Source organism: Brassicibacter mesophilus (assembly GCF_050433385.1).
GTDB lineage: Bacteria > Bacillota > Clostridia > Tissierellales > Proteiniboraceae > Brassicibacter > Brassicibacter mesophilus.
The window spans coordinates 207,070-222,218 of the sequence record NZ_JBNPXI010000002.1 but is presented as its reverse complement, the minus strand read 5'-3'; the positions used below and the strand labels follow the sequence as shown (position 1 = coordinate 222,218).

Genomic DNA, 15,149 nt, shown 5'->3' with positions numbered 1-15,149 from the left:
CACCTATATTTTCTTACTTTCATCACATAATCTATAAAGTATGTTCATAGCTTGTATAGGAGTAATATTCATCATATTAATATTTCTTAGTTCTTCAATTAATCTATTTTCATTAACTTTAAATAAATCAAGCTGATACTCGTTTTTAACTGTATCGCAAGTTATTGCTATATCAGACACATTTAAATCTTTTTTCTCTAGATCATTTAGTATTTCATAAGCTCTTTCTATTACCTCATTTCGAACCCCAGCAAGCTTAGCTACTTCAATACCATAGCTTCTATCTGCACCACCCTGTACAATTTTTCTTAAAAAAATAATATTTTCACCTTTTTCTTGTACCAAAATACTGTAATTTTTTACTCCATCTAACTTACATTCTAGCTCTGTAAGTTCATGATAATGAGTAGCAAATAATGTTTTGGCTCCAAGCTTATCTGTATCACTAATATATTCAATAACTGCCCAAGCTATGCTTAACCCATCATAAGTACTAGTACCTCTACCTATCTCATCTAAAATAATAAGGCTGTTATTAGTTGCATTATTTAAAATATTAGCTACTTCAGTCATTTCAACCATAAAGGTACTCTGCCCTTGAGATAAGTCGTCTGACGCACCAATCCTGGTAAATATCCTATCTACTATACAAATACTGACTTTTTCAGCTGGTACAAAGCTTCCAACTTGAGCCATCAGAGTAATAAGTGCTACTTGCCTCATGTATGTTGATTTTCCAGCCATATTAGGACCGGTAATTATTGAAATCCTATTATTTTTGGTATCAAGATAAGTATCATTTGGTACAAATAGTTCTCCTTCAAGCATTTTTTCTACTACAGGATGTCTTCCATTTTTTATCTCTATAGTACCTTTATCATTGATTTCAGGTCTTACATAATTATTTTTATACGCTACTTGAGATAAAGAAATCAGAGCATCAATAGTAGCAACTCTTTTACTTGTGTCTTGTATTCTCTTAACATTTGCTCTAATTTCATCTCTTATGCTATTAAATATATCATATTCAATAGCAGTCATCTTCTCCTCGGCGCCTAAAATTTTTGATTCCATTTCTTTTAAATCTGGAGTAATATATCTTTCTGAATTTGATAAGGTTTGCTTTCTAATATAGTAATCAGGTACTAGTTTAATATTTGATTTTGAAACTTCCAGAAAATATCCAAAGACTTTATTAAATCCTATCTTAAGATTTTTTATTCCAGTAGAATTTCTTTCTTTTTCCTCTAATTGAGATAACCATTCTTTCCCATTTGATGCTGCTTCTCTTAAGCCCTTTAATTCCTGATTATAATCGCTTTTAATAATTCCTCCATCTTTAATTGTTAAAGGTGGATCTTCTTCAATTGAGTTGTGTATAATAGTATATATGTCATCCAGACAATCCATATTTTCAACTATTCCATTAAGCTTAGTACATTCTGATCCATTTAATTTTATTATAGATTTAATATCGGGCAAGATTTTAAGAGAGTTTTTCATTGCTATTAAATCTCTGGCATTACAGTTACCGTATACAATTTTACCCATAAGCCTTTCTAAATCATAGACTTTTTTTAACAGCTCTTCGATATCATTCATTATCATAATATTACTAGTAAAATACTCAATAACATCAAATCTACTCTCGATTTCAGTTTTATCAAGAAGGGGCTCCTCTATCCATTTTCTTAGTAATCTTCCCCCCATTGCTGTCGATGTCTTATCCAGCATTGATATTAAAGAACCTTTCTTACTCTTTCCTCTCATTGTTTCTATGAGTTCAAGGTTTCTTCTAGTGCTAATATCTAAAGTCATGAAGCTATTACAAGAATACGAATGAATATTATTTAGGTGATTTAATGTAATCTTTTGTGTTTCATTAAGATATTGTATGGTAGTCCCTAATGACATAATTGAATGATTTTTTCCTGATAAACCTAAGCCATCTAAGCTAATTACAGCAAAATGAGTCTTAATTAACTCTTTAGCAGAATGAAAGTCAAAAGTTTCGTTAGTAAAAGCGTTAATAAAGCAATTAGTTCTTCTTTTTATCTTTCCAATTGTTTCTGTATTGTCATATAAATAACTATTAGCAATAATTTCAGTCGGCATTATCTTGCCCAATTCATTTATTAAAGAAATTATTGGATCTGTACTGTTTACTAAGACTTCTGTAGTACATAATTCACCAGTTGAAATGTCAACATAAGATAGTCCATATCCTTCATCATCCATATAAATACAACATAAGAAATTATTTGATTTTTCATCAAGTGCGTTAGTATCTGTGATGGTACCTGGAGTGATTACCCTAACTACATCTCTCTTAACTATACCTACTGCTTTAGAAGGATCTTCAACCTGCTCGCAAATAGCTACCTTATATCCTTTTTCAACGAGTTTAGCAATATATGAATCAGCAGAATGGAATGGAACTCCACACATAGGTGCTCTTTCCTCTTGTCCACAATCTCTCCCGGTCAAAGTTATTTCTAATTCTTTAGAGGCAGTAATAGCATCATCAAAAAACATCTCATAGAAATCACCTAACCGGAAAAACAATATAGAATCTTTGTGTTTATGTTTTATTTCGAAATACTGTTGCATCATTGGTGTTAAATTACCCAAAATCTTCCCTCCAAATTAGTTACTATAATTATTATAGCATAAGAAAAATTGATAATAAAATAGGCTAAACTATTTAGCCTATTGTTTTTTTGCTACTTGTTTTTCTTACTACAACTGCATGAAATACATTTGCTGCTTGAACATTGTTTCTTTTCTTTTCCAGTAATGTAGTTAATTATATTATTTATATTTTTAATGAGAATATCATAATTTTCCTGAGCTTTATACAAATTGTGTATGGCCAAGTTATGATTAATTTTGTCTTGAAGTGTATCAATTTGATTCTTCAGCTGCGGTTCACTATAATCATTGCAATTACTAAATTCATTATTAAAGAAATTACTGTATCTTTCCTTTGCAATCTTAAGATCATTTAATAAACTAGCAGCATCCTTATCGTCATGAAATTCTGCTTCAGCTTTCCTTAAAGCTAAGTATTCACTTGATTGAAAAATTGCTTGACCTAACTCTCTTGCTTTATCTAGTGGGTTTGCTTTATTCATTTTCATCAACTATATATCCTTCCAATGTCCAAGTCTTGCATGTGTCTATTTTTACATTAACTAAACTTCCAATTAAGTCCTTGTTTCCTTTAAAATGCACTAGCTTATTCGACCTGGTTCTACCACTTAATACAGATTCATCGGTTTTACTTAATTCTTCTACTAAAACTTCTTGTATGCTATCTTTTAGTTTGATATTATTTTCATAGCTTATAGGATGAAGTGTGTCTAATAGTTGGTTAAATCTGCTGTGTTTAGTGTCATCTGGCACTTGATTCTCCATTTTTGCAGCAGGAGTTCCTTCTCTAATAGAATATAAAAAAGTAAATGCTGAATCAAATTTTACTTTTTCTACTACTTCTAATGTCTCTAAAAAATCTCCTTCTGTTTCACCCGGGAAGCCAACTATAATATCCGTAGTTAATGATATATTAGGTATTTCTTTTTTTATTTTTTCAACTAAGTCAAGATATTGTTCTTTTGAATATTTTCTATTCATAATTTTTAATATTTTATTACTACCAGATTGAAAAGGCAGATGTAGATGTTCACATACTTTGTCACAATCGCGCATAGCAAATATTAATTCATCAGACAAATCTTTTGGATGTGATGTCATAAATCTAATTCTTTCGATACCATCTATATTATTTATCATCCTCAATAGTTGAGCAAACGAAACTTTTTCATCTAAAGTTTTTCCATATGAATTGACATTTTGACCCAATAAAGTTACTTCTTTGCACCCTTCATTAGCTAGGGTGGTTATTTCATTTAAAATATCTTCAGGTCTTCTACTCTTTTCTCTTCCTCTTGTATAAGGAACAATACAATAGGTACAGAAGTTATTGCATCCATACATTATATTAACAAAAGCCTTGTACCCAAACTTTCTATGTGCAGGTACTCCTTCAATTATTTCTCCACCATCTTCCCATACATCAACAATCATTCTAGATGTCTGATTGTGATTTGCAATGAATTCAGGTAAATTATGCAGGTTATGTGTTCCAAAGATAATATCGACAAACCTATATTTCTGCTTAATCAAATCTCTTACTTCTTGTTTTTGCATCATACATCCACATATTGCAATTATTAAATCAGGTTTTTCTCTTTTTAATGATTTTAATTCACCAAGATTTCCATATACTTTAAGCTCTGCATTCTCTCTAACTAAACAAGTATTGAATATTATTATATCAGCTTCATCTTTTATTTGTGTAGGCTTATAACCTAGAGTTTCCAGAATACCAGACATTTTTTCCGAATCATGTTCGTTCATTTGACAGCCCCATGTCGTTATTATATATTTTTTATTATTCCCTAACATAAAGTTTCCTCCTCATTATATACATATATCATATATTTCATACTATTATAATCTCTACAATTAACATTTATTATAACAGACTACAACTAAAAAAAGAAGGTGCTGAATATACCTTCATGAAAAATAACATGATCAATGTCAGTGCTGTTAATTGTTAACAATTTTTTATATTTCCTAACCTCAAACCTTGATTATTGCGCTATCTTTTTTATATCAACTATGTTATTATAATATTGAGAAAATTCAATATAGACTCTAAATTCTAGTTATATAACATCTATTACATCATTTATTATTTTCTAAAAATAATATTAAGAGGAGGTCTTTTTATGAGGTTTTCAGGGAGAATTATGTCTATGCAGCAATCACCTATCAGGAAACTAGTACCAATCGCTGAGGAAGCTAAAAGAAGAGGCAAAAAAGTATACCATCTAAACATAGGGCAGCCAGATATTGAGACACCGAGTTCATTTTTTGACGCAATTAAAAATTTTGATGAAAAAGTTTTAGCCTATTCTTTCTCTCAAGGTATCCCCCAACTAATAAATAGCTTTATACAGTATTATAAGAAATATGATATTAACTTTGAAGAAGATGAAATTTTAATTACTAACGGAGGAAGCGAGGCATTAGTTTTCTCTTTATTGGCAGTATGCGATTATAATGATGAAGTTCTAGTTCCTGAACCATTCTATACTAATTACAATGGTTTCGGAAATACTGCAGGGGTTAGGATAAGACCTATAACAACAAAAGCAGAGAATGGATTCCATCTACCTGATAAAGATTCAATTGTTAACCTAATAACTCCAAAGACAAAGGCAATTTTAGTGTCTAACCCAGGAAACCCTACAGGTACTATATACACAAAAGAAGAAGTAAGAATGTTAGGTGAAATAGCTAAAGAACATGACTTGTATATAATTGCAGATGAAGTTTATAGAGAGTTTATATATGATGGTTTTGAATATATGAGTTTCGCACATTTAGGTGAAATCAGCGACAGAATAATAATTACTGACAGTATATCAAAAAGATACAGTGCTTGTGGTGCAAGAATCGGTTCTATTGCATCAAAAAACAAAGAATTGATGAAGCAGATATTAAAGCTATGTCAAAGCAGACTCTGTGTTGCAACTATAGAACAAATTGGAGCAGCGGCATTAATCAATGTTCCTAGTGACTATTTTAATGAAACTGTTGAAGAATACAAAAAAAGAAGAGATATTGTATATACCGCTCTTAATGAGATGGAGGGCGTTATTTGTGAAAAGCCACATGGTGCATTTTATGTAATTGCTAAATTACCAGTTAATAGTGCCGAAGAATTCGTTGTTTGGTTGCTAAGAGAATTTGATATAGATAACGAGACTGTCATGCTGGCTCCTGCTGAAGGATTTTACGCTACTCCAGGGCTTGGAACTGATGAGGTAAGAATATCTTATGTGCTTAATGAAAACGCTCTTAAAAAAGCTATGAACATTTTAAAAGAAGGGTTAAAATCATATCCTAATAGAAAATAGATAAAAGAAGCAATAGTTGAGGAAGGTTATACTTCCTCTTTTTTTATTTCTAATGCTCTTGTTTTAAAGTTCTTTCGTATATGTCACAGTTATCTGCATTACAATAACCGTCTACATTATGAATGCAAGTTATAGTACCACATTTATTAATGTTATTATCAAAATGAGTATCAAAATTCTTTATCATAAGACCACCCCTTTTTTTCTTTTATTGTAACTTTATTGTACCATAAAAAGTAAGGGAAGTCAATTTAAATTTCAGAAATTTGCATATTCAAAACGATCAAATTGCAATTTAATTGTTTTGAATTAAAAACATGAGGTTATTAGCATCATCTGTGCAATACAATGCAAGTAAACTTGCATTGTATTGTTAAAGAAAATCATTTATTGTGTAGTTTGAATTCTCTGTTGAATTTACAAGGCTAATTATTGCTTTTTTTAGTTCATATTCGTTATCAGTAAATACTTTTTCATCCTTCTTCTCGGCATTCATATCAATCATTATACCTATACCGTGCTTATCATCAGTGAGTTTAAGAATCCCTTTTTCATATAAGCTAATATTTGCTAAAATTAGTGTTGGATAGTTCAACTGTTCAATTTGATTCAATATTGTATCATCAGAATTTTTATATTCATATTTTACGAAACCAGACATTATTAATATCAATTTATTAAGAGTAGACTTTTCAAAGTAATAATTAATATATTTTTTATTAAACAAACTATTTGCTAGAAATCTTTTCATTCTAAGTTTTGGATAAATCCATATTATATCATCACGTTTGTTGTCTAATATTGGTCTATCAAAATCAAAAAAATGATAAATAAAACTGTGAGTATAATATATATCTTGCAAACTTATATAAACATTTGTGTTTAAGTTACTATCATCTTTTTCTTGCATGTATACTTTATTTCCTATATAACTTAATGCTAATAGATTAAGCAAATTAGTACTTAAGCTATTATTACCAGAGTAGTTGAAATATTCAAATGGATCAACTGAAAATGGAGATATGTTATCCATGATGTATACTAATTCACTAAAACTAAAGATTTCTCTCTTTATTGGATCACTTTTTTTTATATTATTTTTTTTGAAGAATTCTACTTCATCAGGTAATCTAATGTTTTTTTTTGTATTAGAGTACATGTTAATTCTCCTTTCTTTCTTTTATTTTTTCATTAATTCATAATAAATATTTGTATTTATTTGTGTAAGTTGTTGAAAATTTATGATTTTAACCTATTCCCAGGGAAATAGACGATATATTTACAGTTTTAATCATTTTGCTCTTATTTTCGCCAAATTATTAAGCATTTTAGACAAAAAATAAGTTTCTATTGGTTTTTTTAAAATTGTGTACATAATAATATTATCTAGCTATGAATTTTTTATGTTGCTGTCTATATATTAAAAAGAGATTCTAGAAGATTTGCAAAAAGACAACTAACTTGGTTTAGAAGAGATGTAGGTGGTGTTAATATTATAAATCTATACACTTTTATCAAAAAAGTTCATATTTCTTTAAAAGATACGAAAGTATATAAATCTTTAGCTTTAGTAATAATATTTATATTCATTTTTTCAACTTTATTCTATATCTTTGAGTCAAAATACAATCAAAATATTAATTCAATAGGAGATTCCTTGTGGTGGGGCTTTGTGACTAGCACAACAGTAGGATATGGAGATATTTATCCAGTTACAAAAGTGGGACGCTTAATTGCAATTAGTGTGATGTTGATTGGAATTGGAATTTTTGGCTTCATTACCGCATCAGTCGCTTCTATACTTGTGGAAAGAAATTTAAAAAAGGGGATGGGACTTTTGGATGTTAACTTTAAAGAACATATTGTAATTATTGGATGGAATTATCGAGCTAAATCTATTATAGAGGAATTGCTTAATGAAGATACAAACTTACAAATTACATTAATTGATCATTTTGAACATAATCCTTATAATAATAAAAATGTTTCTTATATAAAAGGAGATGCATGGGAAGATAAAGTTTTATCTAGAGCGAATATTAAGGATGCAAAAGTTGCTTTAGTACTTGCAGATAAAAATCTAGAGAATCAAGAATTAATTGATGCTAAATCTGTACTTATTTGCTTAGCTATAGATAGAATGAACCCACATATTTTTTTAGTTGCAGAAGTAATGAGCCCTGCAAATAAAGTGCATTTTGAAAGAGCTAATGTGAGTGACATCATCATTAGCAATCAAATTGAAAGCAAGGTGTTAGTAAGAAGTATCTTGTACAAAGGAGTTAATCTTGCATTTAAAGAATTAATAACCAATTCATATGGAAATGAATTATATCAAATATCTATAGATAAAAAAAATATAGGTAAAACATATGGAGAAATCGTAAATGAATTTCTCCAAAAAAATGTTACTATAATAGGTTTTTTAAGAAATAACAAAATCAATATTAATCCATTTAAAGATACCATCATTAAAAAAAGTGATGAGTTAGTTTATATTGCCAGAAAAAAACTAAATTGATAAACTAAAAGAATTTATCATACATGTTAATAGATATATGTTTATTTTCATAGTTCGTAACAAACCAAGAAATAACTTGAGATAGTTTTCTTATCCCTTGCTTGATATTATCCTCATTTACTGATGCTATACTTAATCTAAAAAACTGATTATCTTTTCGTGAAGAGTCGAATATAGATCCTGGTGCAATAGTGATTTTATTTTTTAGACACACGTTGTAAAGTTCATTAGCTGAATAACCATTTGGCAAAGCTAGCCAAAAATTAAGTCCACCTTTAGGCATTGAATAACTTATCTCTTTTGGCATGTATTTTTTTATGCTATCAATCATTATATTGTATCTTCTCATATAGATTGAGTTAACATAGTTAATGTGTCTCTGCCAGCTCCCTTTAGTAAGGTATAATTCAAAAGCTCTTTGTATAATTCCAGAGGTAGATATATCAGAGATATGCTTAGCAGATAAAACTTCACTATAAATTGATCTCGGTATTATCATAAAGGCCAATCTAAGACCAGGCATAAATATTTTAGAGAAACTCTTAATGTATATAACTCTGTCTTCACTATCTAATGACTTAAGAATGCAGTTTTTGTTGTTAGGGTACATTAGATCACTAAGATAATCATCTTCTATAATATAGAAGTCATGTTTATTAGCTAATTCAATTAATTTATTTTTCTTATATTCTGAATACGAGTAACCAGTAGGGTTTTGGTAGTTAGGCATTACATATATAAATTTGGGCTTGAAGCTTCTTAGTTTATTTTCAAGTTCTTTAATATCAATGCCATCTGGTTGTATCGGGATTTCAACAATTTTAGCCGACCTTGATTTAAAAACAGCAATAGCCCCATTATATGTAGGACTTTCAGTAAAAACAATATCACCATAATCAATTAGTGCTTTTGACAATATATCTATCCCTTGTTGAGCTCCAGAGATTATTTGAATGCTGTCCTCATCTACTATAACTTCATAATTTTCTATATATTTTTTAATAGAGCTTCTTAGAGGGTAATATCCTTGACCTTCTTGATAAGCAAATGCTCGGCCTTTATCTCTATCTAATATTTCATTGAGTGCGTTTTTAAAGTCATCTACAGGAAATAGATCTGATGTAGGAGCAATGCTCCCAAAGTTAATTACTTCCTCTTTGTCATTACCTATATCTGTTTCATAGTTATTTTCACTAGATAAATTTATTTCTTCATCAAATATCTCACAATTAATTTTCTTACATTCAACATCTTGAACATAGGATCCACTACCAATTTTTTTATATATATATCCTTCTTTTTCAAGTAAATTATATGCAGTTACTACGGTTACGTTGTTTATTCCCAACGTATTAGCTAAATACCTTATTGTAGGTAATTTGGTGTGTGGCTCGATTGCTCGATATTCTATCATTGATTTCATCTTTTCGTAAAGCTGCATGTATAGATACTGCTCATCATTTTTGTCTAAATGTATATCTTCAAAACTACTCATATTTACCTCCACTAAATACATTGATTTTTTAATATTATATACGAACATAATTGTTCCCATACAATAATCGTATACATATATTGTATCAAAACTAATTGTTTTTTCAAATTAAACTCACCATAAAAAAAGAAAAACCTAACTTATTTTGTTAGGTTAAATATTGATTTACTTGAAATCCGAAATTAGGCTTTCTTTATTCCTAAAATTTTCTTAAATATACTTTTATTTGATTCCTGTTCTCTTTTTAGCTTTTCTTTCAGATCAGCTACTTCATAAGCTTTTTCTTTAACTTTCATCTTTAATTTTGCATTTTCACAAACCAAAACATCTCTTTCTTTGCTATTTACCTCATTTCTTAGCTCAATAATTTCATTTTTTAATTCATTTATAGCAGTCAAACTGCTATTCTCTCTATCTATTAGTTTCGGTTGCAATTCATCTATGAATAGTTCCCTTATAAAGTTGAAGATATCATCATAAGTAGATACCATACCCGCTTCATTTTTACTTAGAGATGTTACAGCAGCTTCATTTTCTCCACTAAGTAATACCTCTGGAGAGTTCATGATTAATTTAATCTGCTTATTTGTAAAGCCTTTCTCTTGGAGAGTTTTTATGTAATTAAATGTCTCTATTTCTTTGTAAGTATAATATCTATGGTTTGCTGCATTTCTTGGTATATCAAGTTCAAACTCTTTTTCATAATATCTCAAAACATGAGCAGGATAACCACATATTTCTGATATTTCTGATATTGCGTATTCTTTGTCGTAATCGTTCATCTAATCCCTCCTAAGTTATTAATACTATTTACACTATTCTTTATTTATTTAATTTATCCTTTATTATTTTTAATTTTTTTTATTCTATTTTTTGATATATTTAAACATAGACATTATTTTTTTTGTTTATTTAGATGTTTTTTGATAAAAATCAGCGGCATTCTTTTTTTAATAACAAAAAATGAGTGATATGTATCACTCATTTTTAAACAATAATCATATAAATAATATAAGAATAATTATAAATTAATCTCTTTTTCAAGAACCTTAGTAAGCAATTTAATACAGCTAATGACATCATTTTTAGAAATTGTTTCACATGGCGTATGTGCATATCTGGTCGGCACAGATATTACTCCAGACGGCACTCCTTCTCTTGTTAAATGAATAGCTCCCGAGTCTGTTCCACCGTACTCTAAGATCTCTAGTTGATAATCTATGTTATTTTCTTTAGCAGTATTAATCATTAGCTCTTTTATTTTAGGATGAACTACAATACCTTGATCTTTAACTTTAATTGCTGCTCCTTTATCTAAGCTAATTGCAAATCTTTTTGCTTTTGGTGTATCTCCACTTCCAGTAATATCAACTGCAATCCCTATATCCGGATTTATTGAGTAGGCAGAAGTTTTTGCTCCTCTTACCCCAACTTCTTCTTGTACTGTAAAAACAAAATATAAATCATTTTCAGAATGACTTAATTCTTTTAAGGTTTCTATCATTATATAACAGCCTATTCTATCATCTAAACATCCTGAAGTAATTCTGCTGCTATCTTCATAATAACCGCTTAAATATACGCATGAATCTCCAATACTGATTTTCTTTTCCGCATCTTCTTTCTTTTTCGCTCCAATATCAATATACATATTTTCAAGCTTAAGCTTACCCATATCATCAGTACGCTCCATATATACTACACCAATAGTACCATTTTTAAATATCACTTTTTGACCGAGTGAAATATATGGCGAAATTCCTCCAATATTAGTAAATCTTAAAAATCCTTCTTTATCTATATCAGTAATCATTAAGCCAATCTGATCCATATGACCAGCGATCATTATTTTCTTTCCATTTCCTTTTTTTCTTGCAATTAAGTTGCCCAAACTATCCGAATTAATCTCGTCAACATAGTTTATTATCTCATTCTTGATGACATCAGCTATTTTCTCTTCATCTCCTGAAGGAGAATAGACTTCTACTAACCTTTTCAATAAATCCCCATTAAATGTCATTATAAAATACCTCCTTTTTCTATTTTCTTAATGAAGAGTTGTAAAAGTGTGTTTGCGTTTTCGTAATCACTTCTTTTCATCACACTAATTGGAGAGTGTATATATCTACAAGGAACTGAAATAGTTGTAGTTACACAGCCTTCCTTTGTGATATGTATTCTCCCGGAATCATTTCCTCCAAATGTTGTCTTTCTGTATTGATATGGTATATTATGCTCTTCTGCAACTTCTATAAGTTTTTTTCTTAGATTAATATTGTAGAATGTTGTTCTGTCCATTAATGAAATAGCAGGTCCCTTTCCTAACTCTGTTGCTTGAAAATGACTTTCGACATCTGAAACATCTGAGCATGTAGTACCTTCTAGTACAACTCCAATATCTGGATTGATTTGATAAGCAGCTGGTCCTGCTCCAACTAGTCCAAGTTCTTCCATAACTGTGAATACGCCATATATGGACAATTGCGTCTGTGATTTGAGAAGATTGATCAGAATACTGCACCCAACTCTATCATCAAGAGCTTTAGCTTTAATTAATCCATCACCAAACTCAACATATTCACTTGCAAAAGATACATAGTCTCCAATTTTTATGAGTTTTTCTGCTTCTTCTCTCTTACCTACTCCGATGTCAATATATAAATCTTTGTAGTCAAGAGCTTTTTTCCATTCGCTTTTCTTTTGAAGATGAATTGGCTTTGCACCTATTACTCCATTTATTTTGTTTTTTCCAATTTTTACTTGCTTAGAAACTAAAACTCTTTGATCTAGTCCTCCAACTGGCGTAAATCTCAAAAGGCCGCTGTCGTCTATTTTGTTAATCATAAGTCCAACTTCATCCATGTGAGCTGCAATCATAACTTTTGGATTATCAATATTTCCTTTTTTATATGCAATAATATTACCTATTTTATCTACTGTTAGTTCATCTACATAATCTTTAATCTCTTCAATTATTATTTCTCTTACCTCTTTTTCATTTCCAGAAACTCCAGAAGCTTCTGTCAATTTTCTTAGTAACATAATAATCCCTCCAAGTTATCGCTTGAAATATATGAAATAAATCTGGCTAAAAGCTTAGCAGACATTTTTATATCATTAATATTAATCGTCTCTATAGACGTGTGCATATATCTTAGAGGTAAAGAGATTAACAAGGTTGGTATTCCACATCTTGTTATCTGAATTGCTCTAGCATCAGTTCCTGTTGGACCAGGCTCTACTTCATATTGAAAAGGTATATTATACTCCTTTGCAATATCAGTAAGTTTTTCCCTTAATGTAGGATGAATATTACCACCTAGTCCAATGCCAGGCCCTTTCCCCATATCTAACGTATACTCCTTAGGTAATTCTGGAGTTGTACCAAATCCAACATCTATAGCTATCCCTATGTCCGGATTTATTTTATATGTACTAACAGTTGCTCCTCTAACGCCTACTTCTTCTTGTACTGTTGAAACAAAATACACATCGGGTTCATGCTTGAGTTTTTTAAGTTCCATTGCACATTCAAGCATTGTAACTACTCCAGCTCTATCATCTAAAGCTTTACCACTAACATACTCATTTTGCAAATCGATTAACTCTCTTTTGATTGTTATTATATCTCCTATTTTTACAAGTTCATTTATTTTTCCTTTACTAAAACCTGCATCAATCATTAATTCATCTATGTCCACTGCTTTTTCTCTTTCATCTGCTTCTTGTAAATGAGGAGGTTTAGCGCCTATAACCCCAAAAATCTCTTCTTTGCCATGAATAACAACCTCTTGAGCTAATAATGTTCTTGGATCTATGCCACCAATTGTTGTAAATCTGATAAATCCATTTTCGTCTATATCTTTAACCATTAGTCCAATTTCATCCATATGTGCTGCTATCATAATTTTGATATTGTTAGTATTGTGCTCACCTTTTTTTACTGAAATAACATTACCCAGCTTGTCTACTGATACGTCATCAACATAATCTCTAAATGCTTTAACAACTTTATCTGATATTAAGTGCTCATATCCTGAGACCCCTGTATTATCAGATAGAAGTTTCAAAAACTCCCTAATATGCATTTATTCTCCCCCTCTCATATTATTAATTTAATTATAGCATACTTCAATATTAATATAAAAAATCAACCTTATATAGTTTTATATATCAATCTTTTTATAAAAGAAAGTTTTAGCAGGTTTAAAATTATATCTTTCTGGCATTATTATTTGTTCAGTGCTACCAACAAATAGAACTCCATCACTATTCAATGAGTTGTAGAATTTTTTATAAATGTTATTTTTTGCTTCTTCAGTAAAGTATATAAGCACATTTCTGCATAATATTAGATGGCAATTTTCAGGATATTTATCCTTCAGTAAATTCATTTGCTTGAATTGAATACAATCTTTTATTGCCTGACTTATTTTAAAAGATGAACCTATCCTTTCAAAATACTTTGTCTTAAATTCCGATGGTAAATATTGAAGACTTTTCTCGTTATAAATACCTATCTTTGCCTTTTCAATTGCTCCCAAATCTATATCAGTCGCTATTATTCTTATATCTTTTAGATTATAAAACCTGGATAAAAGCATTGCTAGCGAATATGGTTCTTCACCGGTAGAACAAGCACTGCTCCATATATTTATAGCTCTACTCTTTCTAATCAAATCAGGCAAGATATCTTTTTCAAGTACATCCCATTGTGTTGGATTTCTATAGAATTCTGATACATTTATTGTTAAATAATTGATGAATTCTTCAAAAAGTTTTTTATCAGTTTTTAGTACTTCAAAATAATCATCAAAGTCTTTAAAGTTATTTCTTGTAACAAGTGATTGTATTCTTCTTTTCATTTGTTTCTCTTTATAGCATGATAAGTCAATACCTATTAAAGAGTTTATTTTTTTTTTGAAAATTTCATACTTGTCCATATATTTACCCCTTTTCAATGTTATCATAAATTATGTCTTACTTTATATTAACATAAAAAAAAAGACTGTGGCAATATACCACAGAAAAGAATGTAAAGGGGGTCTTGATGTATTTTGTGAGGTCGTTATTATTTTTAGCAATTATTTGATTTTTATACTCTTTTGAAGCTCAAAAAAGAGGATAATTCTATCCTCTTTTT

Annotated in this window: 13 protein-coding genes; 2 read left to right on the top strand and 11 right to left on the bottom strand. The window is 29.6% G+C overall.

Annotation, left to right across the window (positions count from 1 at the left end; all coding sequences use genetic code 11):
* Positions 1 to 3 precede the first annotated feature (3 nt).
* The 3 genes from mutS to miaB all read right to left on the bottom strand — a co-directional run bounded on the left by mutS (position 4) and on the right by miaB (position 4,467).
* Entirely contained in the window at positions 4 to 2,631 is a 2,628-nt protein-coding gene (gene mutS / locus HNR33_RS03605) for a DNA mismatch repair protein MutS (protein WP_429080110.1), read from the bottom strand.
* 92 nt (positions 2,632 to 2,723) lie between these two features.
* Positions 2,724 to 3,134, bottom strand: coding sequence for a YlbF/YmcA family competence regulator (locus tag HNR33_RS03600; RefSeq protein ID WP_429080108.1), 411 nt, complete (start codon positions 3,132 to 3,134; stop codon positions 2,724 to 2,726).
* Positions 3,127 to 4,467 (bottom strand): tRNA (N6-isopentenyl adenosine(37)-C2)-methylthiotransferase MiaB, encoded by a 1,341-nt coding sequence (gene miaB / locus HNR33_RS03595; RefSeq protein ID WP_429080105.1) that lies wholly within the window; start codon positions 4,465 to 4,467, stop codon positions 3,127 to 3,129. Before miaB ends, HNR33_RS03600 begins: the two co-directional genes overlap by 8 nt.
* Positions 4,468 to 4,796: 329 nt before the next feature.
* On the opposite strand from miaB, the gene HNR33_RS03590 reads away from it, so the two are divergent.
* Positions 4,797 to 5,990 carry a pyridoxal phosphate-dependent aminotransferase gene (locus tag HNR33_RS03590; RefSeq protein WP_429080102.1) on the top strand — a complete coding sequence of 398 codons (1,194 nt, stop codon included), beginning with the start codon at positions 4,797 to 4,799 and terminating at the stop codon, positions 5,988 to 5,990.
* 49 nt (positions 5,991 to 6,039) lie between these two features.
* Here the strand turns inward: HNR33_RS03590 and HNR33_RS03585 are convergent, their stop codons facing one another.
* Both HNR33_RS03585 and HNR33_RS03580 read right to left on the bottom strand, forming a co-directional pair.
* Positions 6,040 to 6,177 carry a hypothetical protein gene (locus HNR33_RS03585; protein WP_429080100.1) on the bottom strand — a complete coding sequence of 46 codons (138 nt, stop codon included), beginning with the start codon at positions 6,175 to 6,177 and terminating at the stop codon, positions 6,040 to 6,042.
* Positions 6,178 to 6,363: 186 nt separating this feature from the next.
* A complete protein-coding gene (locus HNR33_RS03580) occupies positions 6,364 to 7,149 on the bottom strand; it encodes a hypothetical protein (protein WP_429080097.1) in 786 nt (261 codons plus the stop codon).
* Positions 7,150 to 7,386: 237 nt separating this feature from the next.
* On the opposite strand from HNR33_RS03580, the gene HNR33_RS03575 reads away from it, so the two are divergent.
* Positions 7,387 to 8,511: a potassium channel family protein gene (locus HNR33_RS03575; protein WP_429080709.1), complete on the top strand. Its 1,125-nt coding sequence runs from the start codon at positions 7,387 to 7,389 to the stop codon at positions 8,509 to 8,511.
* Positions 8,512 to 8,515: 4 nt separating this feature from the next.
* Here HNR33_RS03575 and pdxR read toward each other — a convergent pair whose 3' ends face one another.
* From pdxR to HNR33_RS03545, 6 genes are all read right to left on the bottom strand, one after another.
* Positions 8,516 to 10,006, bottom strand: coding sequence for a MocR-like pyridoxine biosynthesis transcription factor PdxR (pdxR, locus tag HNR33_RS03570; RefSeq protein ID WP_429080096.1), 1,491 nt, complete (start codon positions 10,004 to 10,006; stop codon positions 8,516 to 8,518).
* 182 nt (positions 10,007 to 10,188) lie between these two features.
* A complete protein-coding gene (locus tag HNR33_RS03565; protein ID WP_429080094.1) occupies positions 10,189 to 10,788 on the bottom strand; it encodes a MerR family transcriptional regulator in 600 nt (199 codons plus the stop codon).
* A gap of 239 nt (positions 10,789 to 11,027) precedes the next feature.
* Positions 11,028 to 12,026, bottom strand: a complete 999-nt coding sequence (locus HNR33_RS03560; RefSeq protein ID WP_429080091.1) for a M42 family metallopeptidase — start codon at positions 12,024 to 12,026, stop codon at positions 11,028 to 11,030.
* Positions 12,026 to 13,048 carry a M42 family metallopeptidase gene (locus HNR33_RS03555; RefSeq protein WP_429080089.1) on the bottom strand — a complete coding sequence of 341 codons (1,023 nt, stop codon included), beginning with the start codon at positions 13,046 to 13,048 and terminating at the stop codon, positions 12,026 to 12,028. Before HNR33_RS03555 ends, HNR33_RS03560 begins: the two co-directional genes overlap by 1 nt.
* Positions 13,039 to 14,094 carry a M42 family metallopeptidase gene (locus tag HNR33_RS03550; RefSeq protein WP_429080086.1) on the bottom strand — a complete coding sequence of 352 codons (1,056 nt, stop codon included), beginning with the start codon at positions 14,092 to 14,094 and terminating at the stop codon, positions 13,039 to 13,041. The genes HNR33_RS03555 and HNR33_RS03550 overlap by 10 nt, the downstream gene beginning before the upstream one ends.
* A gap of 78 nt (positions 14,095 to 14,172) precedes the next feature.
* On the bottom strand, positions 14,173 to 14,949 hold the full coding sequence (locus HNR33_RS03545; protein ID WP_429080083.1) for a CheR family methyltransferase: 777 nt from the start codon (positions 14,947 to 14,949) through the stop codon (positions 14,173 to 14,175).
* Positions 14,950 to 15,149 lie beyond the last annotated feature (200 nt).

Coding starts and splice junctions, on each gene's coding strand:
- HNR33_RS03585 (WP_429080100.1), bottom strand. CDS start 6,177: ATGATAAAGAATTTTGATACTCATTTTGATAATAACATTAATAAATGT.
- HNR33_RS03580 (WP_429080097.1), bottom strand. CDS start 7,149: ATGTACTCTAATACAAAAAAAAACATTAGATTACCTGATGAAGTAGAA.
- HNR33_RS03545 (WP_429080083.1), bottom strand. CDS start 14,949: ATGGACAAGTATGAAATTTTCAAAAAAAAAATAAACTCTTTAATAGGT.
- HNR33_RS03600 (WP_429080108.1), bottom strand. CDS start 3,134: ATGAATAAAGCAAACCCACTAGATAAAGCAAGAGAGTTAGGTCAAGCA.
- HNR33_RS03565 (WP_429080094.1), bottom strand. CDS start 10,788: ATGAACGATTACGACAAAGAATACGCAATATCAGAAATATCAGAAATA.
- HNR33_RS03555 (WP_429080089.1), bottom strand. CDS start 13,048: ATGTTACTAAGAAAATTGACAGAAGCTTCTGGAGTTTCTGGAAATGAA.
- HNR33_RS03560 (WP_429080091.1), bottom strand. CDS start 12,026: ATGACATTTAATGGGGATTTATTGAAAAGGTTAGTAGAAGTCTATTCT.
- HNR33_RS03550 (WP_429080086.1), bottom strand. CDS start 14,094: ATGCATATTAGGGAGTTTTTGAAACTTCTATCTGATAATACAGGGGTC.
- pdxR (WP_429080096.1), bottom strand. CDS start 10,006: ATGAGTAGTTTTGAAGATATACATTTAGACAAAAATGATGAGCAGTAT.
- HNR33_RS03590 (WP_429080102.1), top strand. CDS start 4,797: ATGAGGTTTTCAGGGAGAATTATGTCTATGCAGCAATCACCTATCAGG.
- miaB (WP_429080105.1), bottom strand. CDS start 4,467: ATGTTAGGGAATAATAAAAAATATATAATAACGACATGGGGCTGTCAA.